Below are 21,051 nucleotides of genomic sequence, written 5' to 3'. Positions count from 1 at the left end.
GGTGCGGGGCCCTTCTCGTCGTCCGTGGCGATCGCTGCTGGGGGGCTCAGCCCTTGTTCTCGACGCCTGTCGTGAACTCCCAGTGCCACGGCTCGTACGAGCCGCTGCCTCCGGCGCGCGCCCATGCGGGGTTGTCCCAGCCGAAGAGCGGGCCGTTGGTCTTGAGCCAGTTCCACTTGCTCGTGGCCTGGTAGGACTCGGGGCAGATGTCGACGGCGAGGCCCCAGCCGTGCTCGGACTTCCCGGGAGTGGCCGCGAGCGCGCCCTTCTGGCTCTTCACCGCGTACTGCGAGGCGAGCGTCCGGTAGGAGTCCGTGATGCACATGTTGCCGCCGAACTCGGCGGCGTAGGCCTGGTTGAGGGCGGCCATGGCCTCGGCCGCGTCGGCGCGGAGGTAGTTGCCCGTCCCCCACAGCTCGCAGAGGGTGTTCTTGGCGAGGTTGCCGTTGGTGCCCGACGGCTCGACGCTGATGTCGCACCCGGGGAGCGCCGTCCGGATCTCGGAGCGGCTCGCTGCCTGGACGGTGCGCTGCTCCTCGGGGATGGCCTGGGCCAGGCTCTCCGGCGGAGCGGCGTCCGTGGCGGCGCTGCCGACGACCTGGAGCGTGCTGGGCCCGATGGCCGTGCCTGCGGTCTCCTCCGCGTCCGCGAGGACCGTCGTGCTCTCCCCGCCCCCACCACCGGCGCCCGCGCTGAGCGGGACGGCGATGGTCGCGACGGCGAGGCTCGTGAGGACCGCGGCACGCGGGATCCACCGCTGCCCCGGGGACAACGTCTTGGTCCGCTGCGCCGTGGTCTTGCCCCGTCGCACCGCGCCGGAGCCCTTGGAACCTCCGCGAGGTCGCTGGGGCCGGTCGACGGACCGTTCGGCCGTCCCGGTCCGGTGAGGGGCCGCAGGGCGGGTGTCGTCCTGGACGACGGCGAGGGCGGCGACCGCGGGCAGCACCGTCGTGGTCTCGGCACGCGTGCCGGCCGGGGCGACCGCGGTGTGGAGCAGCCTCTCGGGGCGCGGGCTCGTCACGGTGGCCGGGGCCGAGCGCCGGAAGGCCGGAGGGGTCACGCCCGGCTCGGACGCGGGGTGGGCGACGGCAGCACGCTGGGGTGCCACAGGGACGTCCGGCTCCACCGCAGGCACCGACCGGACCACGGCCGCACGCGTCGGGCTCTCCGGGCGGCTCTCGACCTGCGGGACGTCGTGGCTCTGCGTCACGGGCGGACGGGCGGGAAGGACAGCACGGAGGGAGCGCGAGCGCCTCGCCTCGAGCTCGGCAGCCTCACGGAGGGCGCGCCGCGAGGGCAGCGCTTCACCCGGCTGACCACTGCTGTTCCGTTCCACGACACCTCCGTACGTCGACGAGCCCCGGTCCCGTGCGGACCTGGCAGAGAGAGCGGCCTCGATGCTCACCTGTCCTATCGGAAGGACGGGAACCCATCAAGACCGCAGCGATATCACAAAAGAGTAACGAAGGATCGGTGACATTCCAACCCTCGGTCGGTGAGACGCGGCCCCCGCCGCTAGGACCCGCCTGCCCGCGCCGTCGGCACGGACCCGTGACGGGAGCGGCTCCGGGGCGGGCGACACACGTCGAAACCCCAGGTCACCGCACCTTGCGCTGCATCGCGTCCCGGACCTCCCCGACGAGCTCCTCGAGGATGTCCTCGAGGAACACTACCCCGAGCACCTGTGACCCGTCCCACACTCTCGCCAGGTGGGCACCGGACCTCTGCATGGCCCTGAGCACCGACTCCACCCCGTCACCGGGAGCAGCCTCGGCCAGAGCCCTGACGCGCCACGCCTGGAGCGGGACGTCGCGCTGGTCGTCCCCCGCGAAGAGCACGTCCTTGAGATGGAGGTACCCGACGAGGTCACCGAGGTCGTCGGTCACCGGGAACCGGCTGTACCCGGTGCGCGCGACGAGCCGCTCGACCTCGCCCGGGGTGCACCCCGCGACCAGCGGCACGAGGTCGGGCACGGGCACCATGACGTCCGCGGCCGTCCTCTCCGAGAACTCGATCGCACCCGCGAGGAGTCCCTGCTCGTCCACGAGAGCACCGTGAGCGCGCGAGTGCTCGAGGATCGACTGCACCTCCTCGGCCGTGAAGGCGGACACGACCTCGTCCTTGGGTTCCACGCCCGAGAGCCGCACCATGTGGTTGGCGACCCAGTTGAGGGAGACGATGACCGGACGCAGGAGGCGCCCCACGAGGACCAGCGGCGGCCCGAACCACAGGACAGCGCGGTCCGGACCCGCGACGGAGAGGTTCTTGGGGACCATCTCGCCGAGCACCACGTGCAGGTACACCACGATCGCCAGGGCCAGCACGAAGGCGATCGGGTGGACCAGCGCCGGGCCGACCCCGAGAGCCTCGAGGGGGCCCTCGATGAGGTGCGCCAGGGCAGGCTCCGCGATGACACCGAGCCCGATGGAGCAGACGGTCACCCCGAGCTGGGCGCACGCGAGCATGAGCGAGACGTGCTCCATGGCCCAGAGCACGGTCCTGGCGGCCTTGTTCCCCGCGGCCGCCAGGGGCTCGACCGAGCTCCGGCGGGCCGAGATCACCGCGAACTCCGCGCCGACGAAGAAGGCGTTCGCCGCGAGCAGCAGGACGCCCACGGTGAGTGCCAGGGTCGAGCTCATGCGTCTCCTCCGGTGCGCAGCCGCACGCGCTCGACGCGACGGCCCTCCATCGCCTCGACGACGGCCGTCACCGGCCGCCCCTCGAACTCCGCGTCGATCCGGACCGTGTCCCCGACGACGGGGACCCGCCCGAGCCTCGCCATGACGAGCCCCCCGAGCGTCTCGTACTCCGGGCCCTGCGGGACCCGGACCGTCGTGCGCTCCTCGAGCTCGTCCGGCCGCAGCAGCCCGGGCACGACCCACGACCCGTCGGACGCGAGGAGCGCCCCGGCGCGGCGTGAGTCGTGCTCGTCGGCGACGTCGCCCACGAGCTCCTCGACGACGTCCTCGAGGGTGACCACGCCGGACGTCCCGCCGTACTCGTCCACGACGACGGCCATCTGCATGCCCAGCTCACGGAGCTCGACGAGGAGCGGACCGAGGCGGACGGTCTCGGGGACGCGCGGTGCGTCGTCCATGAGCGCCGCGGCCGGCACCTGCTCGCGTCGCTCGTATGGGACGGCCACCGCACGTCGCAGGTGCACCAGTCCCACGATGTCGTCCCGCGACTCGTCGATGACGGGGAAGCGGGAGTGGCCCGTCCGGCGTGCGAGCTCGATCACGGCCGCCGCCGTCTCGTCACGGGTGACGACCGCGAGACGCATGCGGTCCGTCATGACGTCGACCGCGGAGAGCTCGTCGAGCTCGACGGCGTTGGTGATGAGCCGCGCCGTGGAGCTGTCGAGCGTCCCCACCTGGGCGGACCTGCGCACGAGGGCCGCGAGCTCGGACGCGGACCGCGCTCCGGACAGCTCCTCCTGGGGCTCGACCCCGACCCTGCGGAGCAGGGCGTTCGCGGAGCCGTTGAGCACCCGGATGAGCGGGCCGAGCGCCCGGGTGAAGACGCGCTGCACCGGGACGACGCTGCGAGCCGTGCCGAGCGGGCGGCTCAGCGCATAGTTCTTGGGGACGAGCTCGCCGAAGAGCATCGAGAAGAGGTTCACCGCGACGAGTGACAGCGTCGCCGCGACGACGCCGGACGCGGTCGTGCCCAGAGCGGTCCTGCCGAGCGGCGCCGCGAGGAGGTCCTGCACGGCGGGCTGGGCCGTGTAGCCGAGGAGGATCGTCGTGACGGTGATCCCCACCTGCGAGGAGGAGAGCTCCGTGGAGAGGTGCTTGAGGCCGCGGCGGACGCTGCGCGTGCGCCAGTCGCGGGGCGCCCCGGGCGCTGCGGCGTCGTCCTTGCCCGGGGGCCGGTGCGCGTCGTCGTCCCCGACCACCGCGGGGTCGAGCGTCACGAGTGAGAACTCGGTCGCGACGAAGATCGCGGTCCCGAGGGTGAGGAGGACGCCGAGCCCGACGGCGAGCCACTCGGTCAGCACCGTCCACCTCCAGGGTGGACGGGCGAGCACATATGTCGAGACAGGTCATCATCTGCGGTCATCGTGTGAAGGATCGTAGTCGACCTCGGGGACGATCGTCGGAGAACCGCACAGGTCGCCCCACAGGATGACGACAGCGCCCCGCCGCGTGTGGGATTCTGGCCCCATGGCAGCCAACGCAACGATCCCGGGCGGCGCGTCCTCAGCGGGAGCGACCATCCTCATCGTCGAGGACGAGCCCGCGATCGCCACCGCCATCGCGCAACGGCTCGCCGCCGAGGGGTGGCGCACCGAGGTCGCCCGTGACGGCCTGAGCGGTGTCGAGGCCGCTGCACGCCTGCAGCCCGACGCCGTGGTCCTCGACGTCATGCTCCCGGGGATCGACGGCCTCGAGGTGTGCCGTCGCATCCAGGCCGACCGACCGGTGCCGGTCCTCATGCTCACCGCCCGCGACGACGAGACGGACATGCTCGTCGGTCTGGGCGTCGGGGCGGACGACTACATGACCAAGCCGTTCTCCCAGCGCGAGCTGGTGGCGCGCCTCAAGGCGCTGCTGCGACGTGTCGACCGCGCGTCGCAGGCGTCGGCCGCGAGCACCGTCGAACCGCCCATGACCGTGGGCGACGTCGTCATCGACAAGGCCCAGCGCCGGGTCCACCGTGCCGACGAGGAGGTCCACCTCACCCCGACGGAGTTCGAGCTGCTCGTCATGCTCGCCAGCTCCCCCAAGACGGTGCAGACCAGGGAGCGGCTCCTCGCCGAGGTCTGGGACTGGGCCGACGCGAGCGGCACCCGCACCGTGGACTCCCACATCAAGGCGCTGCGTCGCAAGCTCGGCTCGGACCTCATCCGGACGGTGCACGGCGTGGGCTACGCCTTCGAACCGCCCGCGGACGACTGACGGCCGCCGCCGTGACCGCCTCGCGCAACCCGCGCCCCCTGCGCCCGCACCTTCCCGACGTCCGGCCGCTGGACCGGTTCACGTCGCTGAAGATCAAGCTCGCCATCCTCGTGGCGGCGTCGGTGACCCTCGCCGCGCTCATCACGTGGGTGGGACTGCGCAACACCCTGGGCCCGAGCCGCACCTTCCCGCTCGCGGTCGTCATCTCGATGCTCTTCACCATGCTCCTCGCCCGCGGGATGACGTCCCCGCTGCGGGAGATGACGGCAGCGGCCCGCTCGATGTCCGAGGGGGACTACTCCCGGCGGGTGCGTGCGACGAGCCGCGACGAGGTGGGGCAGCTCGCCACGGCCTTCAACATCATGGCCGAGGACCTCGCGTCCTCGGACCAGGTCCGGCGGGAGCTCATCGCGAACGTCTCCCACGAGCTGCGGACCCCCGTGGCGGCGCTGCACGCCCAGCTGGAGAACCTCGTCGACGGCGTGGTCGAGCCGACCCCCGCGACCATGCAGACGGCCCTCACGCAGACCGAGCGGCTCACCCGCCTCATCACGTACCTCCTGGACCTCTCCCGGATCGAGGCGGGCGCCGCCGACCTCGCCATCCGCGACCTGGACGCCCGCACCTTCCTCGAGGACACGGTCGACTCGGTCTCGACCCTCGAGGCCGGCAAGCAGCTGACGTTCGCGGTCGACGTGGAACCCGAGGGCCTGACCCTCCCCGCGGACGCCGAGAGGCTCCGTCAGATCCTCGTCAACCTGCTGCAGAACGCCATCAGGCACTCGCCCTTCGGGGCGGAGGTGACCGTGCGGGCACGCACCGGCCCGGGGACAGTCGTCGTCGACGTGTGCGACCAGGGCCCGGGCATCGCGAAGGCGGACCGCCAGCGGATCTTCGAGCGGTTCGCGCGCGGGGCGGGCAGCGTGCAGCCCGGCGGCACGGGGTCGGGCGGGACCGGGATCGGGTTGGCGATCGTCCGGTGGGCGGTGGACCTCCACGGTGGCACGGTGGAGGTCGCGGACAGCTCGCACGGCGCGACCATGCGGATCACGCTCCCGAAGCTCTCGCCCTACGCGAGCTCCGACCCCGGGCCGTCGTCGGACCTCGGCTGACACCACTTGTTCTACTCGAGGTAGAACACATAGGGTCTCCGCATGGAACCTACCGAGCACCCGCCCTCGGACGGCACCGTGACCGTCCGGTCGCTGACCAAGCACTTCGGCACCGTGCGCGCCGTCCACGACCTCAGCCTCGACGTCCTCCCGGGTCGTGTGACCGGGTTCCTCGGCCCCAACGGCTCCGGCAAGACCACGACGTTGCGGATGATCCTCGGACTCACCACGCCCACGTCGGGCACCGCGACGATCGGAGGAGTCCCCTACGCGACTCTCCGGCAGCCTCTGCGCACCGTCGGCGCCGCCCTCGAGGCCACGAGCTTCCACCCCGGACGGACCGGCCTCGACCACCTGCGCACCTACGCGCCGCTCGCCGGCGCGACCGACCAACGGTGCCGCGACCTGGGCGACCTCGTCGGGCTGTCCGCTGCCGGGAACCGGCGCGTCGGCGGGTACTCCCTGGGGATGCGCCAGCGCCTCGCCCTGGCGACCACCCTCCTCGGGGACCCGCGCGTCCTCCTCCTCGACGAGCCGGCCAACGGGCTCGACCCGGAGGGCATCCGGTGGCTCCGCGGCTTCCTGAGGCACCTCGCGTCCGAGGGACGGACGGTCCTCGTCTCGAGCCACATGCTCTCCGAGATCCAGCAGTCCGTGGACGACGTCGTCATCATCGCCCGCGGCCAGCTGGTGCACGCCTCGCCCATGGCGGGCCTCGACGCACTCTCGGCGCCACGCATCCACCTGACCTCGCCCGACACCGACGCCCTGGCCGCCCTCGTGAAGCTGCAGGGATGGGACGTCGAGACCACCGACGACGGACGGACCGTCGTCGTCCGTGGCACCACCACCTCGCAGGTCGGCTCCGCCGCCCACGCGGCCGGTCTCGAGGTCCACGGCCTCACCGACCGCTCCGAGAACCTCGAGGACCTCTTCCTCAGGATGATCGCCCCGCCCGGCGACCCGGTCCTCGACCACCGGGAACCGGGCTCGACCCCGACGGGAGTGGACGCATGAGGACGTCGTTCGTCAGCGAGTACCGCAAGATCGTCACCACGCGCACGTGGTGGGTGCTCCTCGTCTGCATGGCCCTGTACATGGCGTTCCTGGGCGCCGGTGTCGCCTGGAGCGTGGCCGCGGCCCCGGGCGCGGAGGACAGCGGGCTCGCAGGCGGGCCCGCCGCCGTCGCGGCGTCGGTCTACGGGGTCGCCGCGGCGTTCGGGTACGTGTTCCCCGTGATCGTCGGAGCCCTGTCGGTGACCACCGAGTACCGGCACCGGACCATCGCGCCGACGTTCCTCGCCGACCCGGACCGCTTCCGGGTCCTCGTCGCCAAGCTGCTCGCCATGGTGCCCGTGGGCGTCCTCTTCGGGGTCGTGGGGACGGCCGCGACCGCAGCGGCCGGTGCCGGTGTCCTCGCTGCCGCCGGGTCACCCACGCTGCTCGACGACTCCGCGACGTGGCTCCTCCTCGGCCGGTCCGTGCTCGCGCTCACCGTGTGGGCGCTCCTGGGGGTCGCCCTCGGCGCAGCCCTGACCCATCAGGTCGTCGCCATAGTCGTGGTCCTCGTCTACACCCAGTTCCTCGAACCCGTCCTGCGCCTCGGGCTCGGCGCCGCAGGGGGCGTCGGCGAGTCGATCGCCAAGCTCCTCCCGGGAGCCGCCGGGGAGGCGATCACCGGCGGCAGCATCTTCAGCTCCGCGGGGCTGTCCGGGCTGCTGCCCTGGTGGGGCGGGCTGCTCGTGCTGGCCACGTACGTGGTCGTGCTGGGGACGGTCGGGGCCGTGACCGCGCTGCGCCGCGACGTGCCCTGAGGCCTCGTCCAGCAGCAGCAGCCCGCGCCCTCGCGTTCGCCATCAGCGAACACGAGGGCGTGGAGGTACGGGCGTGCATACCCCTCCGAGGGGAAGCGGACACGACCTTTGGACGAATGCCAGACCCACGTTGCCCGGTGTTTACCTCCTGGTGAAGCCGCGCGGTCGACACCCGAACTCGTTGGGTGATTACGACCACTTCCGGTCTGTGACCTAGGACTTCAGGCCCTAGGCTGGAGGACGTCTAATACCGTCCCGAGCGGTAGCGATCTGTGGTGAAAGTGGGCGATCCCAGCGTGTCCTCGAATGCTGAGTCAGAGTCGATCAGCGCCGTGAGTGCCGTCTTCGGCGCGAACGAGTGGCTTGTCGACGAGTTGTACGAGCAGTTCCTCAAGGACAAGAACGCGGTGGACCCCGCCTGGTGGGAGTTCTTCGAGAGCTACACACCCGGGGAGGAGGCCTCGTCCGGATCGACGCCCGGCACCGCGGACAAGGCTCCGACGACCGACGCCCCTGCGGCCGCACCGGAGCCCGCCGCGGGCGACGCCCGCCCGCCGCAGCAGCGCGCGGCAGAGGCCGCTCCCGGGCACGGGTCCCAGGCGACGCAGCAGGCCCAGGCGGTCCAGGTCGCCGCGGAGTCCGCCGGGAGCCAGGTCCACGCCGAAGGACCGACGACGCCCCCGGTCGCCACGGCGCAGCCGGCCACGGCGCCCTACGCCCAGGTGCCGCAGACGCGGGCCAAGTCGCCCGTCGCGACGTCCAGCGACGACGTGGCGAAGCTCCGCGGCCCTGCCGCGCGGGTCGTCACCAACATGGAGTCGAGCCTCGAGGTCCCCACCGCCACCTCGGTGCGGGCCATCCCGGCCAAGCTCATGGTCGACAACCGCATCGTCATCAACAACCACCTCGTGCGCGGACGGGGCGGGAAGGTCTCCTTCACGCACATCATCGGCTTCGCGCTCGTCGAGGCGCTCGCCGAGATGCCGGCCATGAACAACGGGTACACGCTCCTCGACGGCAAGCCCGCCGTCGTCACGCCCGCCCACGTGAACCTCGGGCTCGCGATCGACCTGGCCAAGCCCGACGGCACCCGCCAGCTCCTCGTCCCCAGCATCAAGGGCGCCGAGGCCATGGACTTCGCACAGTTCTGGTCCGCCTACGAGGACGTGGTCCGTCGTGCCCGCGGGAACAAGCTCACCGTCGAGGACTTCCAGGGCACGACGATCTCCCTGACGAACCCCGGGACCATCGGCACCGTGCACTCCGTCCCCCGCCTGATGCAGGGACAGGGCACGATCATCGGCGTGGGCGCCATGGACTACCCGGCGGAGTTCGCCGGCGCCTCCGAGGAGCAGCTCGCCCGGATGGCGATCTCCAAGGTCCTCACCATCACCTCGACGTACGACCACCGGATCATCCAGGGCGCGCAGTCCGGGGACTTCCTGCGGATCCTCGGCGTCAAGCTCCTCGGCGAGGACGGGTTCTACGACCGCGTCTTCGCGTCGCTGCGGGTCCCCTACGAGCCGGTCCGCTGGGTCCGCGACAACACCATCAACGCCGACGCCGAGGCCGCGAAGCCCGCGCGCATCGCCGAGCTCATCCACTCCTACCGCTCCCGCGGCCACCTCATGGCCGACACGGACCCGCTCGCGTACCGCCAGCGCAAGCACCCCGACCTCGACGTCCAGACGCACGGCCTGACGCTCTGGGACCTCGACCGCGTCTTCCCCACGAACGGCTTCGGCTCCGCGCCCAAGGCGACCCTCCGTGACGTCCTCGGCCTGCTCCGCGACTCCTACTGCCGAACCATCGGCGCCGAGTACATGCACCTCGCCGACCGGACCCAGCGCAAGTGGCTCCAGGCCCGCCTCGAGGCCGGGTACGAGCGCACGCCTCGCGAGGAGCAGCTGCGCATCCTGCGTCGCCTCAACGCTGCCGAGGCCTTCGAGACCTTCCTCCAGACGAAGTTCGTCGGGCAGAAGCGCTTCTCGCTCGAGGGCGGCGAGTCCGTCATCGCCCTTCTCGACGCCGTCCTCTCGGGCGCGGCCGAGTCGGGCCTCGACGAGGTCTGCATCGGGATGGCCCACCGCGGTCGGCTCAACGTCCTCGCGAACATCGCGGGGAAGAGCTACGCGCAGATCTTCGCCGAGTTCGAGGGCAACCAGGACCCGCGGAGCGTCCAGGGCTCCGGCGACGTGAAGTACCACCTCGGGACCGAGGGCACGTTCACGTCCGAGTCGGGCGAGACCACCAAGGTCTACCTCGCCGCCAACCCGTCGCACCTCGAGGCGGTCGACCCCGTCCTCGAGGGGATCGTCCGTGCGAAGCAGGACCGCATCGACCTCGGCGGGGACGGGTTCTCCGTGCTGCCGATCCTCATCCACGGGGACGCCGCGTTCGCCGGGCAGGGCGTGGTCACCGAGACCCTCAACCTCTCCCAGCTCCGCGGGTACCGCACCGGCGGGACCATCCACGTCATCATCAACAACCAGGTCGGCTTCACCACCGGACCGTCGTCGTCGCGCTCGACGCTCTACTGCACCGACGTGGCCAAGGGCCTCCAGGTCCCGATCTTCCACGTCAACGGTGACGACCCCGAGGCCGTCGTCCGGGTTGCCCGCCTCGCGTTCGAGTTCCGCGAGCAGTTCGACCGTGACGTCATCATCGACATGGTCTGCTACCGCCGACGCGGCCACAACGAGGGCGACGACCCCTCGATGACGCAGCCGCTCATGTACAACCTCATCGAGGCCAAGCGCTCCGTCCGCAAGCTCTACACGGAGAACCTCGTGGCCCGCGGCGACATCAGCGGGGAGGAGGCGGAGCAGGTCCTCCAGGACTACCAGGCCCAGCTCGAGCGGGTGTTCACCGAGACCCGCGAGGGGGGGTACACCCCGGACGCCGACTCCGAACCGGTCGCCGGCCTCGAGCGGCCCGAGTCGCAGCGCGAGGACGCCGGCACCATGGTCGGCTGGAAGACCGCGACCGACCAGAAGGTGCTCGACCGCATCGGGCACGCGCACGTCACACCGCCCGAGGGCTTCACGGTCCACCCGAAGCTCAAGCAGCTCCTCGACAAGCGCGCCAAGATGTCCTCCGAGGGCGGCATCGACTGGGGCTACGGAGAGATCCTCGCCTTCGGTTCCCTGCTGATGGAGGGCACACCCGTCCGGCTCGCCGGGCAGGACTCGCGCCGCGGGACGTTCGTCCAGCGTCACGCGGTCATGCACGACCGCAACACCGGCGCCGAGTGGACACCTCTGCTCTACCTCTCCGGCGACCAGGCGAAGTTCTGGGTCTACGACTCCTCCTTGAGCGAGTACGCGGCCCTCGGCTTCGAGTACGGGTACTCCGTGGAGCGCCCGGACGCGCTCGTCCTCTGGGAGGCGCAGTTCGGCGACTTCGTCAACGGAGCGCAGACCATCATCGACGAGTTCATCTCGTCCGCCGAGCAGAAGTGGGGACAGAACTCCTCGGTCGTGCTGCTCCTCCCCCACGGCTACGAGGGCCAGGGACCGGACCACTCGTCGGCCCGCCTCGAGAGGTTCCTCCAGCTCTGCGCCGAGGACAACCTCACGGTCGCCTTCCCCAGCACCCCGGCGTCGCACTTCCACCTGCTGCGTCGCCAGGCCTACCAGCGCCCGCGTCGCCCGCTCGTCGTGATGACCCCGAAGTCGATGCTCCGGCTCAAGGCGGCCGCGTCGGCCCCCGAGGACTTCACCACGGGGACCTTCCGCGAGGTCATCGGCGACGACGAGGCCGCGGCGCGCGCCTCGACGGGCGGGACGGTCGACAGGGTCCTCATGTGCGCCGGCAAGGTGTACTACGACCTCGTCGCCGAGCGCGAGAAGGCCGGGGACACGCGCACCGCGATCGTGCGGCTCGAGCAGCTGTACCCGCTCGAGGGCGACGTGCTCACCGAGGCGCTCGCCCCGTTCGGTGACGCAGAGCTCGTGTGGGTGCAGGACGAGCCGGAGAACCAGGGGGCGTGGCCGTTCATCGCGCTCAACGCCCCGCAGGAGATCGGCCGTCCCGTCCGGGTGGTGTCGCGGCACGCGTCGGCGTCGCCCGCGGCCGGTTCGGCGAAGAAGCACCTCGTCGAGCAGACGGAGCTGGTGCAGCGCGCCTTCGAGCGCTGACGCTTTCATCCACCCGTCGCGAGGGACGGTGGCACGCTCCGGCGTGTTGCCGTCCCTCGCCGTCGTCGTCCTGCCGGACAATGGTCCCGCGCGACCGCGCCGCCCGACCGACATGATGGGGAGCAACCCGTGACCACGCCCGCCCAGGACCAGCTGCGCATCTGCGTGGTGGGAGACGAGCTCGCCGCCGGCGTCGGCGACCCGAAGGGCCTCGGCTGGCTGGGACGGGTCACCGCCCGGACGCACCACCCCGCGCTGACCATGGTCTTCCCGCTCGCCGTTCCCGGCGAGACCACGACGGCCCTCAGCGCACGCTGGGAGGACGAGCTCGTCCGCCGGTCGAGCAACGACCCCGCCGTCGACCACCGGGTCGTGTTCGCCCTCGGTCGCGCGGACATCCCGGCAGGACTGTCGGTGGCCCGCAGCCGCCTCAACCTCGCGAACATGCTCGACGTCGCCGACGACCGGCGGATCCCCGCCTTCGTCGTCGGCCCACCGCCCGGGCACGACTCGGAGCGCGACCGCATCGCCGAGCTCTCCACGGCGTTCTCGGACGTCGCGAACCGGCGACGTGTGCCCTACGTCGACACCTTCACCCCGCTCGTGCACCACGAGCAGTGGCTGAGCGACCTCGCGTCCAACGGCCTCCCGTACCCCGGTCAGGCCGGGTACGGACTCATGGCCTGGCTCGTCCTGCACACGGGGTGGTACCAGTGGCTGGGCCTGCCCGACGACGAGGTCTGAGCGACGACGCCCCGGGTCCTCTCAGGAGGCCCGGCTCACGACGACGTCCCCCGAGACGGTCGAGGTCGAGACGAAGACCGTCGCGCCCGGTTCCGCGTGGTCGACGGCCGTCGACCCGGAGTCCGGCGTCCTCAGGTCCGAGCCGTCGAGCACCGTGCGACCGTTCACCGTGCGGGTGCGGAGGTCGACCGCCACACCGCGCGGGGCGCGCACCGTCACCGGTGCGGTGACCGTCCGGGCGGCCACGGAGCTCGGCCCGCTGCCGGGCGACACGAGCACCGCGCCGGAGACCGTGGCCACCTCGGCACGGGTGAGCTCGCCGGCGACGTCCACCGCCCCCGTCCCGGTCCGCACGACGACGGCCCCGGCGTGGTCGGCCGCGCGGACCGCACCGGCGACCGTGGACACGGTGGCGGTGCCGCTGACGTCGTCGAGCTCGACGTCGCCCTGCACGGTGCTCGCCGTGACGGATGCGGCGAGACCGCGCACGGAGATGCCTGCGGACACCGCCGTCACCCGCAGCTCGGCGGTGGCGGGGACGCGCAGGACGACGTCGACGGAGTCCTTGTCGCGCAGACCCTTGACCCGGTCGACCACGCCCTCGAGACCCGCGAACTCGTAGGACACCCGCAGCTCGGTGTCGACGAGGGTCATCGCGAGGGGTCGGCTGGAGACGGTGAGCACCTCGAGCTCGGCGTGCTGCCCGTCGTGGGCCTCGACGCGGACGGAACCACCGGTCACCGCCACGGTGACCGAGGTCGGCGCGACGTCCGCCGGGATCGGCCCGTCCGCTCCGGCGGGACCGTGCCCGGTGTCCCGGAGCTCCGTCGTCACCGATCCGGGGGCGGCGATGATCCAGGTCTCGTTGCGCATGCAGGTCTCCCGTCGTCGGTGTCAGTGCACACCGTAACCGTCCGGCGGTGCCGGGGCGACCACCGTCCCGACGTCGGACCGGGACGGGGTCTCCGGCCTCAGCTGACGATCCCGGCGGCGCGGAGCTCGACGGTGAGGTCCTGCGGGTTGGTGGCGGCCCCGCACGCCTCCTCGTAGCTGATGACGTCGTCACGGACGAGGTCGAAGAGGTGCTGGTCGAAGGTCTGCATCTTGTAGTACTCGCCGTCCTTGATGAGGTCGACGAGCGGCGGGTTGTCGGCGGGGTTCGCGATGGCCTCCGCGGTGCGCCCGGTGTTCACGAGGACCTCGCACACCACCCGACGTCCGCCGCCGTCCGCCCGGCGGACGAGGCGCTGCGAGACGATGCCGCGCAGCGCCTGGGAGAACGCGGCGCGGACTTGCGTCTGCTCGTGCGGAGGGAAGAAGTCGACGACGCGGTTGATGGTCTCCTGGGCGTCGATGGTGTGCAGGGTCGACATCACGAGGTGACCGGTCTCAGCGGCCTGCAGCGCGGCCCGCACCGTCTCGGCGTCCCGCATCTCCCCGACGAGGATGACGTCGGGGTCCTGGCGCATGGCGGCGCGCAGCGCGACGCTGAAGTCGGCGGTGTCGTGCCGGACCTCGCGCTGGGAGATGATGGCCTTCTTGTCGGAGTGGAGGACCTCGATGGGGTCCTCGATCGAGATGATGTTCACCTCGCGGAGCGTGTTGATGAGGTCGACCATCGACGCGAGCGTCGTGGTCTTGCCCGACCCCGTTGGCCCCGTGACGAGGACCAGTCCCCGGGGTTCCAGGGAGAGCTCTCCCACGATCTCCGGCAGACCGAGCTCGGCGATCGAGACGGTCCCCTCCGTGACCCGCCGGAAGACGAGACCCACGTGGCCGCGCGCCTGGTAGGCGTTCACGCGGAACCGCCCGACGCCGTCGAGCTGGAACGCGAAGTCCGCCTCGTGGGTCCGCTCGAAGTCGTCGAGAAAGCTGTCGGGGAGGACCTCGGAGAGCATGAGCATGGTGTCGTCCGGGCCCAGGACGGGCGTCTGGAGCCGGCGCAGGCGTCCGTCGACCCGGACGCGCGGGGCGGACCCGACCTTGCAGTGCAGGTCGGAGGCCCCCGTGCTCGCGAGCGCGTGCAGGAGTGGGATGACGGACTGGAGGGTTTCGCTCACGATCCGCCTATCGGCAGGCGCACCGGCGTACTTGAGGGTTCCTCCCGGCGTCCACCCGCTCCGGTGACAGGCACCGTCGGACATGTGGGACCATAGACAGGAGGCACGTGCGGCCACACGCGCGGCTACCAGTCCTTTTTCATGCGAGGAGAGCACTATGAGCAAGCGCGGACGCAAGCGTCGTAGCCGTAAGGGCAGCGCAGCGAACCACGGCAAGCGTCCCAACGCCTGATCCTGGAACGCCTGCAGTACCACGAAGGTCCCCGCACCCAAGGGTGCGGGGACCTTCGTCGTCGCTCGGGAATCGTCAGCGACCGTCGAGCTCCGTCGCGGGCCGTGAGGTGCTGGTCGTCGAGATCTGCATGTGGATGGCGATCCGCAGGTGCTCCGGGGCCCGCTCGGCGCACGAGCGGCGCAGGAGCCGCTTGACCATCTCGTCGATGCCCAGCTCCGCAAGGCACGGAGAGCACTCGGCGACGTGCTCCCGCATGCGGGCGGTGTCCTCCGGCGTCATCTCCGAGTCCAGGTACTCGTAGAGATGCTCGACGATGCTGTCGCAGCTGTCGTCCTGCGCGCTCATCGGCCCTCCTCCTCGGTCGTCGTCCCCCGGTCGGGCCCCGCTGTGGCGGCGGGGACCAGCCCTCGCTCGACGGCGTAGTCGCTGAGGAGCTCGCGCAGCTGGGCGCGACCCCGGTGCAGCCGTGACATGACGGTCCCGATCGGCGTCCCCATGATCTCTGCGATCTCCTTGTACGGGAAGCCCTCGACGTCCGCGAGGTACACGGCCATGCGGCGCTCGGCGGCGAGCTCCTGGAGCGCACGTTTCACGTCGGAGTCGGGCAGCCGGTCGAGCGCCTCGGCCTCGGCCGAGCGCAACCCGGTCGAGGTGTGCGACGCGGCGCGGGCGATCTGCCAGTCCTCGACGTCCTCCGCCGCGGACTTCTGCGGCTCGCGCTGCTTCTTGCGGTAGGTGTTGATGAACGCGTTGGTGAGGATCCGGTACAGCCACGCCTTGAGGTTGGTCCCCGGGCGGTACTGGTGGAAGGCGGCGAAGGCCTTCGCGAAGGTCTCCTGGACGAGGTCCTCGGCGTCGGTGGGGTTGCGCGTCATGCGCAGGGCCGCCGAGTAGAGCTGGTCGAGGTGCACCAGCGCCTCACGCTCGAACCGCTCGCTCCGGTCCGCGTCGTCCTCGGTCACCGGCGCGCGGTTGGTCTCGTCGCTCATCACCGTCGAGCCTAGTGCCCTCCGTGCGAGGTCGCCTCCACGGGGGTCGGTGGTCGCACGGCCGACCGTGGCCGCCGGCGCGGTCTTCTCCTCGAGTACGCATGTCACACGCTCGTCAACGAGGTCCCTCCCCCGTCCATTCCCGACCGCCCGCCCGGCGCCGGCACCGACCCCGAGCGCGGTCGGTGCGCCCGAGCGGCCGGGACGCGCCGTCGGCGCTACGGTGCATGTATGACCACCACGGCAGCCGACTCCCAGTTCATCGCCCTCCTGCGCGAGCAGGTCGGGCACGAGCTCGACGCGCACCAGCAGTACGTCGCCATCGCGGTGTGGTTCGACAGCCAGGACCTCCCGCAGCTCGCCGCGCACTTCTACCGCCAGTCGGTCGAGGAGCGCAACCACGCGATGATGATCGTCCAGTACATGCTGGACCGCGACCTGCCCGTGACGATCCGCGCCGGGAACCCGGTGCGCAACGACTTCGGCTCGATCCTCGACCCGCTGCAGCTCGCGCTCGAGCAGGAGAAGCAGGTGACCGCCCAGATCGAGGCCATCTTCCGGGCCGCTCGCGAGGAGGGCGACGCCCTCGGCGAGCAGTTCCTCCTGTGGTTCCTCAAGGAACAGGTCGAGGAGGTCGCGTCCGCGACGACGCTCCTCACCGTCGCACGCCGCGCCGGTGACAACCTCTTCGACCTCGAGAACTACGTCGCCCGCGAGCAGGTCGGGGACGGCGGCGAGTCCGCGGACGCCCCCTCCGCGGCCGGCGGCGCCCTCTGACGCTGCGCCACCACACGTACCTGCGCACACCACCTCCGACCCCGACACTCCGAGGAGATCACCGATGCTGCTCCGCCCGATCGCCCGCCCCCTGCTCGCCACCTGGTTCGTCTCCGACGGAGTCGACGCCGTCCGGCACCCGTCGACGCACGTCCACCGCGCCCGGGCGACGGCGGACCGTGCCACGACCGCCCTCGGCCAGCCGCCGCTGAGCGACGCCCAGCTCACCACCGTCGTGCGGGCGCACGGCGGCCTCACCGTCGCCGCCGGCCTGGGGCTCGCCCTCGGCAGGGCGCCGCGCTCGGCGGCCCTCCTCCTCGCAGCGCTCACCGTCCCCCTGGTCCTCGCCGACGAGCCCTTCACCTCGAGCAGCGCCGTGCCGCGCTCGGCACGGTCGAAGACCTTCGTGCAGCGCCTCGGCGCGCTCGGAGCGACGCTCCTCGCGGCGGCCGACCACGAGGGACGACCCGGGCTCGCGTGGCGCGTCGGTGACGCACGGGCACGTCGGGCGGCAGCGCGCGCCGACGGCTGAGACCGCCGGTCCGGCACGGTGGGCTGCCACTAACCTGGGAGCATGACGCATCCCGCCACCGACGCCGAGCCCTGGTCCGCCCCGACGCCCGACCCGCGGACGGGACCGCTCGACGCCACCGTCGAGGTCCCGGGGTCCAAGTCGCTCACCAACCGGTACCTCGTGCTCGCGGCGCTGGCGGACGCCCCCGGCGTCCTGCGCGGCGCCCTGCGCAGCAGGGACACGGACCTCATGGTCGACGCGCTCCGCGCCCTCGGCGCCACCGTCACCGAGGGGGCCGACCCGAGCGAGTGGCACGTCGTGCCGGCCTCGCTCGAGGGTGACGCCACGATCGACTGCGGGCTCGCCGGGACCGTCATGCGCTTCGTGCCCGCGCTCGCGGCCCTCAACCTCGGGACGGTCACGCTCGACGGCGACGAGGGTGCGCGTGTGCGCCCCATGGGTCCGGTCCTCGACGGCCTGCGCGCCCTCGGGGTCGGCGTCGACGACGGCGGGCGGGGGCGACTGCCCGCGACTGTCACCGGCGTCGGGAGCGTCCGCGGCGGCTCGATCGACGTCGACGCCTCGGCATCCAGCCAGTTCGTGTCCGGGCTGCTCCTCGCCGCCGCCCGGTTCGAGCAGGGCCTCACTCTGCGGCACACCGGTGTGACCCTCCCCAGCCTGCCGCACATCGACATGACGGTGGCCGTCCTGCGCGAGGCCGGCGTCGAGGTCGACGACTCCCGGCCCGCCATCTGGCAGGTCCGCCCCGGACCGGTCGCCGGCCGCGACGTCCGGGTCGAGCCCGACCTGTCGAACGCCGCACCCTTCCTCACCGCCGCGCTCGTCGTCGGCGGTACCGTCCGCATCCCCGGCTGGCCCTCCGCCACCACCCAGCCCGGCGCCATGCTGCCGGACATCCTCACGACCATGGGCGGCACCGCGGTCCTCGACGGGGACACGCTCGCCGTCTCCGGCACGGGCGAGGTCCGCGGCATCGACGCCGACCTCCGGGAGTGCGGGGAGCTCGCCCCCACGATCGCCGCGCTCGCCGCGCTCGCCGACTCACCGTCGCGCCTGCGGGGCATCGCCCACCTGCGCGGCCACGAGACGGACCGCCTGGCCGCCCTGGCCACCGAGATCACCCGCCTCGGCGGCCGGGCCGAGCAGACCAGCGACGGTCTCGTCATCACGCCCCGGCCCCTCCACGGGGACGTCGTGCGGACGTACCACGACCACCGCATGGCGACCGCAGGTGCGGTCCTCGGTCTGCGGGTGGACGGCGTCCGGGTCGAGAACGTGGGCACCACCGCGAAGACCCTCCCCGGTTTCACCCGGATGTGGGACGGCATGCTCGCCCAGCGCGCGGGCACGGTCAGCTGATGGCGGGACGTCTGCCCGACGAGTCCGACTTCCGGACGCGGCCGGGCAAGCGGGGGTCCCGACCGCGCACCAAGACGAGACCGGACCACGACGACGCCGTGTCCGGGCTCGTCACGGGCGTGGACCGGGGGCGGTACACCCTGCTCATCGACGAGGACGGGCCCGACGAGCACACCATCTCGGCCATGAAGGCCCGCGAGCTCACCCGGCAGCGGGCCGTGTGCGGCGACCGGGTCGACGTCGTCGGCGACACCTCGGGCGACGAGGGCTCCCTCGCCCGCATCGTGCGGATCACCGAGCGCAGCACCGTCCTGCGGCGCACCGCCGACGACACGGACCCCTACGAGCGGATCGTCGTCGCGAACGCCGACCAGCTGGTCATCGTCACGGCCCTCGCCGACCCGGAGCCCCGCACCCGCATGATCGACCGGTGCGTCGTCGCCGCCTACGACGCCGGCATGGACGTCCTCCTGTGCCTCACCAAGGCCGACCTGGCCTCCCCGGACGCCCTGCGCGACCTCTACGAGCCCATCGGGGTGTCGGTGGTCACCACCTCGCAGGACGCGGACGGCAGGATCACGCCCCTGGAGACCGTGCGCGCGGCGCTCGCCGGGCGCACGTCGGTGTTCGTCGGTCACTCGGGCGTCGGGAAGTCGACGCTCGTCAACGCCCTCGTCCCCGGGGCGCGGCGCACCACGGGCGTGGTGAACGACGTCACGGGTCGTGGGCGCCAGACGTCCACGTCCGCCGTCGCGCTCCGGCTGCCCGAGCACGAGGGGTCGCGCGGCTGGGTGATCGACACCCCGGGGGTGCGCTCCTTCGGGTTGGCCCACGTGCAGACCGAGAACCTTCTCACGGCGTTCGACGACCTCGCCGACGTCGCCGACGGCTGCCCCCGGGGCTGCACCCACCTCGAGGGGTCGCCCGACTGCGAGCTCGACGCCTGGACGGAGGGCTCGGAGGACGAGCCCACGCGCGCCGCGCGCCTCGCACGCGTCGACTCGTTCCGTCGGCTGCTCGCCGCCCGGTCCTGACCCGCGACACCTCCCCAGGTCACGAGGCCGTACGGGCTACGGTGGTGCGATGACGACGCGCTCCCATCACGACGACGACCTCCGCCTCGCCCTGGTCATGGCAGACCAGGTGGACTCGCTGACGATGTCCCGGTTCAAGGCGCTCGACCTGCACGTCGAGTCGAAGCCGGACAGCACCCCCGTGAGCGATGCGGACCGCAGCGCGGAGGAGATCATCCGCGGCCAGCTGAGCAGGTCACGCGGGCGCGACGCGATCGTCGGCGAGGAGTTCGGCACGACGGGGCACGGCTCGCGGCGGTGGATCATCGACCCGATCGACGGGACGAAGAACTTCGTCCGCGGGGTCCCCGTGTGGGCGACGCTCATCGCGCTCGCGGAGGGCGACGAGATCGTCGTCGGCGTGGTGAGCGCCCCGGCGCTGGGGCGTCGGTGGTGGGCCGCGAAGGGCACGGGGGCATGGACCGGCCGGTCACTGTCGCACGCGACCCGGCTGCGCGTCTCGGGCGTCAGCGCGGTCGCCGACGCGTCCGTGTCGTACTCGAGCCTGTCCGGGTGGGACGAGCGCGGCATGCTCCCGTCGTTCCTCGACCTGACCCGCCGTGCCTGGAGGACGCGTGCGTACGGCGACTTCTGGTCCTACATGCTCGTCGCGGAGGGGGCCGTGGACGTGGCGCTCGAGCCGGAGCTCGCTCTGTACGACATGGCTGCCCTGGTGCCCATCGTCACGGAGGCGGGGGGCAGGTTCACGTCGCTCGCCGGGGTGGACGGCCCGCACGGCGGGGACGCGCTCGTGACGAACGGCCTGCTGCACGACGAGGTCCTGGCTGCGCTCACCCCCTGAGCAGACCCTCCTGGGCCGTGCGGCTCAGCCGCGCGGGACGGAGGACAGCTCGGTGGTGTCGTACCAGAGGAGGTCACGGTCGGCGAGGCGCTCGATGGCCTCGTCGTCCCCGCTGAGGGCCGCCTGGACGTCGCCTGCCGCATCGGGCTCGTCGACGTGCGCGCACACCACCGCGACCGTGACCTCCGCGGTGATCTCCACCGCGCTGTAGGACGCGTCGTCCGCGGTGGCGTCGACCGGCGGGACGGTCACGTGCGCGTCGGGGACGTCGACGCTCAGCACGAGACGCAGCCACGGCACGGACGGGTTCGCGGCGATCGCGACGAGGGAGTCGTCGGCGGCGGCGAGCTGTGCGACGAACTCGACCTCCTCGACGTCGTCGACGTCCTCCTCGGCAAGTGCGGCCACGAGCGCGGGCGTCGCGGCATGCGCCCTGCGGGGTCCGAGGGTGATCCGGCCGGAGGTGAGGGTGTCGAGCTCGTCGAGCGTCGCGGGCACGTAGAGGCGCATG

20 protein-coding genes are annotated in these 21,051 nt (G+C 72.1%); 12 read left to right on the top strand and 8 right to left on the bottom strand.

The window, feature by feature from the left end; genetic code table 11:
- Positions 1-46: 46 nt before the first annotated feature.
- From JAV76_RS15295 to JAV76_RS13635, 3 genes are all read right to left on the bottom strand, one after another.
- On the bottom strand, positions 47-1,210 hold the full coding sequence (locus JAV76_RS15295; protein ID WP_198734626.1) for a M15 family metallopeptidase: 1,164 nt from the start codon (positions 1,208-1,210) through the stop codon (positions 47-49).
- Positions 1,211-1,598: 388 nt separating this feature from the next.
- Entirely contained in the window at positions 1,599-2,639 is a 1,041-nt protein-coding gene (locus tag JAV76_RS13640) for a hemolysin family protein (protein WP_198734625.1), read from the bottom strand.
- Positions 2,636-4,000, bottom strand: a complete 1,365-nt coding sequence (locus JAV76_RS13635; RefSeq protein WP_198734624.1) for a hemolysin family protein — start codon at positions 3,998-4,000, stop codon at positions 2,636-2,638. The genes JAV76_RS13640 and JAV76_RS13635 overlap by 4 nt, the downstream gene beginning before the upstream one ends.
- Positions 4,001-4,166: 166 nt before the next feature.
- Between JAV76_RS13635 and JAV76_RS13630 the strand changes: the two genes are divergently transcribed.
- The 6 genes from JAV76_RS13630 to JAV76_RS13605 all read left to right on the top strand — a co-directional run bounded on the left by JAV76_RS13630 (position 4,167) and on the right by JAV76_RS13605 (position 12,710).
- Positions 4,167-4,901, top strand: coding sequence for a response regulator transcription factor (locus JAV76_RS13630; RefSeq protein WP_198734623.1), 735 nt, complete (start codon positions 4,167-4,169; stop codon positions 4,899-4,901).
- Between the two features lie 11 nt (positions 4,902-4,912).
- Positions 4,913-6,013, top strand: a complete 1,101-nt coding sequence (locus tag JAV76_RS13625) for a HAMP domain-containing sensor histidine kinase (protein WP_198734622.1) — start codon at positions 4,913-4,915, stop codon at positions 6,011-6,013.
- A gap of 42 nt (positions 6,014-6,055) precedes the next feature.
- Positions 6,056-7,030, top strand: coding sequence for an ABC transporter ATP-binding protein (locus JAV76_RS13620; protein ID WP_198734621.1), 975 nt, complete (start codon positions 6,056-6,058; stop codon positions 7,028-7,030).
- Entirely contained in the window at positions 7,027-7,827 is an 801-nt protein-coding gene (locus JAV76_RS13615) for an ABC transporter permease (protein WP_198734620.1), read from the top strand. Before JAV76_RS13620 ends, JAV76_RS13615 begins: the two co-directional genes overlap by 4 nt.
- A 296-nt stretch (positions 7,828-8,123) precedes the next feature.
- Positions 8,124-11,966, top strand: coding sequence for a multifunctional oxoglutarate decarboxylase/oxoglutarate dehydrogenase thiamine pyrophosphate-binding subunit/dihydrolipoyllysine-residue succinyltransferase subunit (locus tag JAV76_RS13610; protein WP_198734619.1), 3,843 nt, complete (start codon positions 8,124-8,126; stop codon positions 11,964-11,966).
- Between the two features lie 129 nt (positions 11,967-12,095).
- Complete coding sequence (locus JAV76_RS13605) at positions 12,096-12,710, top strand: GDSL-type esterase/lipase family protein (protein ID WP_198734618.1); 615 nt, start codon at positions 12,096-12,098, stop codon at positions 12,708-12,710.
- 21 nt (positions 12,711-12,731) lie between these two features.
- On the opposite strand, the gene JAV76_RS13600 is transcribed toward JAV76_RS13605, so the two are convergent.
- Together JAV76_RS13600 and JAV76_RS13595 are read right to left on the bottom strand one after the other, a co-directional pair.
- On the bottom strand, positions 12,732-13,583 hold the full coding sequence (locus JAV76_RS13600) for a DUF4097 family beta strand repeat-containing protein (RefSeq protein WP_198734617.1): 852 nt from the start codon (positions 13,581-13,583) through the stop codon (positions 12,732-12,734).
- 98 nt (positions 13,584-13,681) lie between these two features.
- Positions 13,682-14,770: a type IV pilus twitching motility protein PilT gene (locus tag JAV76_RS13595; protein ID WP_198734616.1), complete on the bottom strand. Its 1,089-nt coding sequence runs from the start codon at positions 14,768-14,770 to the stop codon at positions 13,682-13,684.
- A 157-nt stretch (positions 14,771-14,927) separates the two neighbouring features.
- Here JAV76_RS13595 and JAV76_RS15360 point away from each other — a divergent pair, with 157 nt between their 5' ends.
- A complete protein-coding gene (locus JAV76_RS15360; RefSeq protein WP_156968370.1) occupies positions 14,928-15,002 on the top strand; it encodes a 50S ribosomal protein bL37 in 75 nt (24 codons plus the stop codon).
- A 75-nt stretch (positions 15,003-15,077) separates the two neighbouring features.
- Here the strand turns inward: JAV76_RS15360 and rsrA are convergent, their stop codons facing one another.
- Both rsrA and JAV76_RS13585 read right to left on the bottom strand, forming a co-directional pair.
- Positions 15,078-15,350, bottom strand: coding sequence for a mycothiol system anti-sigma-R factor (gene rsrA / locus JAV76_RS13590; protein WP_198734615.1), 273 nt, complete (start codon positions 15,348-15,350; stop codon positions 15,078-15,080).
- Positions 15,347-16,102, bottom strand: a complete 756-nt coding sequence (locus JAV76_RS13585) for a sigma-70 family RNA polymerase sigma factor (protein ID WP_307844242.1) — start codon at positions 16,100-16,102, stop codon at positions 15,347-15,349. The genes rsrA and JAV76_RS13585 overlap by 4 nt, the downstream gene beginning before the upstream one ends.
- Before the next feature lie 123 nt (positions 16,103-16,225).
- Between JAV76_RS13585 and JAV76_RS13580 the strand changes: the two genes are divergently transcribed.
- From JAV76_RS13580 to hisN, 5 genes are all read left to right on the top strand, one after another.
- Positions 16,226-16,771 (top strand): ferritin, encoded by a 546-nt coding sequence (locus JAV76_RS13580; protein WP_198734613.1) that lies wholly within the window; start codon positions 16,226-16,228, stop codon positions 16,769-16,771.
- A 64-nt stretch (positions 16,772-16,835) separates the two neighbouring features.
- A complete protein-coding gene (locus JAV76_RS13575) occupies positions 16,836-17,303 on the top strand; it encodes a DoxX family membrane protein (protein WP_198734612.1) in 468 nt (155 codons plus the stop codon).
- A gap of 42 nt (positions 17,304-17,345) precedes the next feature.
- Positions 17,346-18,665, top strand: a complete 1,320-nt coding sequence (aroA, locus tag JAV76_RS13570; protein WP_198734611.1) for a 3-phosphoshikimate 1-carboxyvinyltransferase — start codon at positions 17,346-17,348, stop codon at positions 18,663-18,665.
- Positions 18,665-19,699 carry a ribosome small subunit-dependent GTPase A gene (rsgA, locus tag JAV76_RS13565; RefSeq protein WP_198734610.1) on the top strand — a complete coding sequence of 345 codons (1,035 nt, stop codon included), beginning with the start codon at positions 18,665-18,667 and terminating at the stop codon, positions 19,697-19,699. The genes aroA and rsgA overlap by 1 nt, the downstream gene beginning before the upstream one ends.
- A 49-nt stretch (positions 19,700-19,748) precedes the next feature.
- Entirely contained in the window at positions 19,749-20,540 is a 792-nt protein-coding gene (hisN, locus tag JAV76_RS13560; RefSeq protein ID WP_198734609.1) for a histidinol-phosphatase, read from the top strand.
- A 24-nt stretch (positions 20,541-20,564) separates the two neighbouring features.
- Here the strand turns inward: hisN and JAV76_RS13555 are convergent, their stop codons facing one another.
- A complete protein-coding gene (locus tag JAV76_RS13555) occupies positions 20,565-21,050 on the bottom strand; it encodes a DUF6912 family protein (RefSeq protein WP_198734608.1) in 486 nt (161 codons plus the stop codon).
- Between the last annotated feature and the right edge of the window lies 1 nt (position 21,051).

It is taken from the genome of Sanguibacter suaedae, assembly GCF_016342785.1.
GTDB classification, from domain to species: domain Bacteria; phylum Actinomycetota; class Actinomycetes; order Actinomycetales; family Cellulomonadaceae; genus Sanguibacter; species Sanguibacter suaedae.
The sequence above is the reverse complement of the archived record's forward strand: the minus strand, read 5'-3'. Positions and strand labels throughout refer to the sequence as shown.

Excerpts from the sequence above, each read along its gene's own strand:
- JAV76_RS13640 (WP_198734625.1), bottom strand. The coding sequence starts at position 2,639 with ATGAGCTCGACCCTGGCACTCACCGTGGGCGTCCTGCTGCTCGCGGCG.
- JAV76_RS13630 (WP_198734623.1), top strand. The coding sequence starts at position 4,167 with ATGGCAGCCAACGCAACGATCCCGGGCGGCGCGTCCTCAGCGGGAGCG.
- JAV76_RS13620 (WP_198734621.1), top strand. The coding sequence starts at position 6,056 with ATGGAACCTACCGAGCACCCGCCCTCGGACGGCACCGTGACCGTCCGG.
- JAV76_RS13615 (WP_198734620.1), top strand. The coding sequence starts at position 7,027 with ATGAGGACGTCGTTCGTCAGCGAGTACCGCAAGATCGTCACCACGCGC.
- JAV76_RS13600 (WP_198734617.1), bottom strand. The coding sequence starts at position 13,583 with ATGCGCAACGAGACCTGGATCATCGCCGCCCCCGGATCGGTGACGACG.
- rsrA (WP_198734615.1), bottom strand. The coding sequence starts at position 15,350 with ATGAGCGCGCAGGACGACAGCTGCGACAGCATCGTCGAGCATCTCTAC.
- JAV76_RS13580 (WP_198734613.1), top strand. The coding sequence starts at position 16,226 with ATGACCACCACGGCAGCCGACTCCCAGTTCATCGCCCTCCTGCGCGAG.
- JAV76_RS13575 (WP_198734612.1), top strand. The coding sequence starts at position 16,836 with ATGCTGCTCCGCCCGATCGCCCGCCCCCTGCTCGCCACCTGGTTCGTC.
- aroA (WP_198734611.1), top strand. The coding sequence starts at position 17,346 with ATGACGCATCCCGCCACCGACGCCGAGCCCTGGTCCGCCCCGACGCCC.
- rsgA (WP_198734610.1), top strand. The coding sequence starts at position 18,665 with ATGGCGGGACGTCTGCCCGACGAGTCCGACTTCCGGACGCGGCCGGGC.
- hisN (WP_198734609.1), top strand. The coding sequence starts at position 19,749 with ATGACGACGCGCTCCCATCACGACGACGACCTCCGCCTCGCCCTGGTC.
- JAV76_RS13555 (WP_198734608.1), bottom strand. The coding sequence starts at position 21,050 with ATGCGCCTCTACGTGCCCGCGACGCTCGACGAGCTCGACACCCTCACC.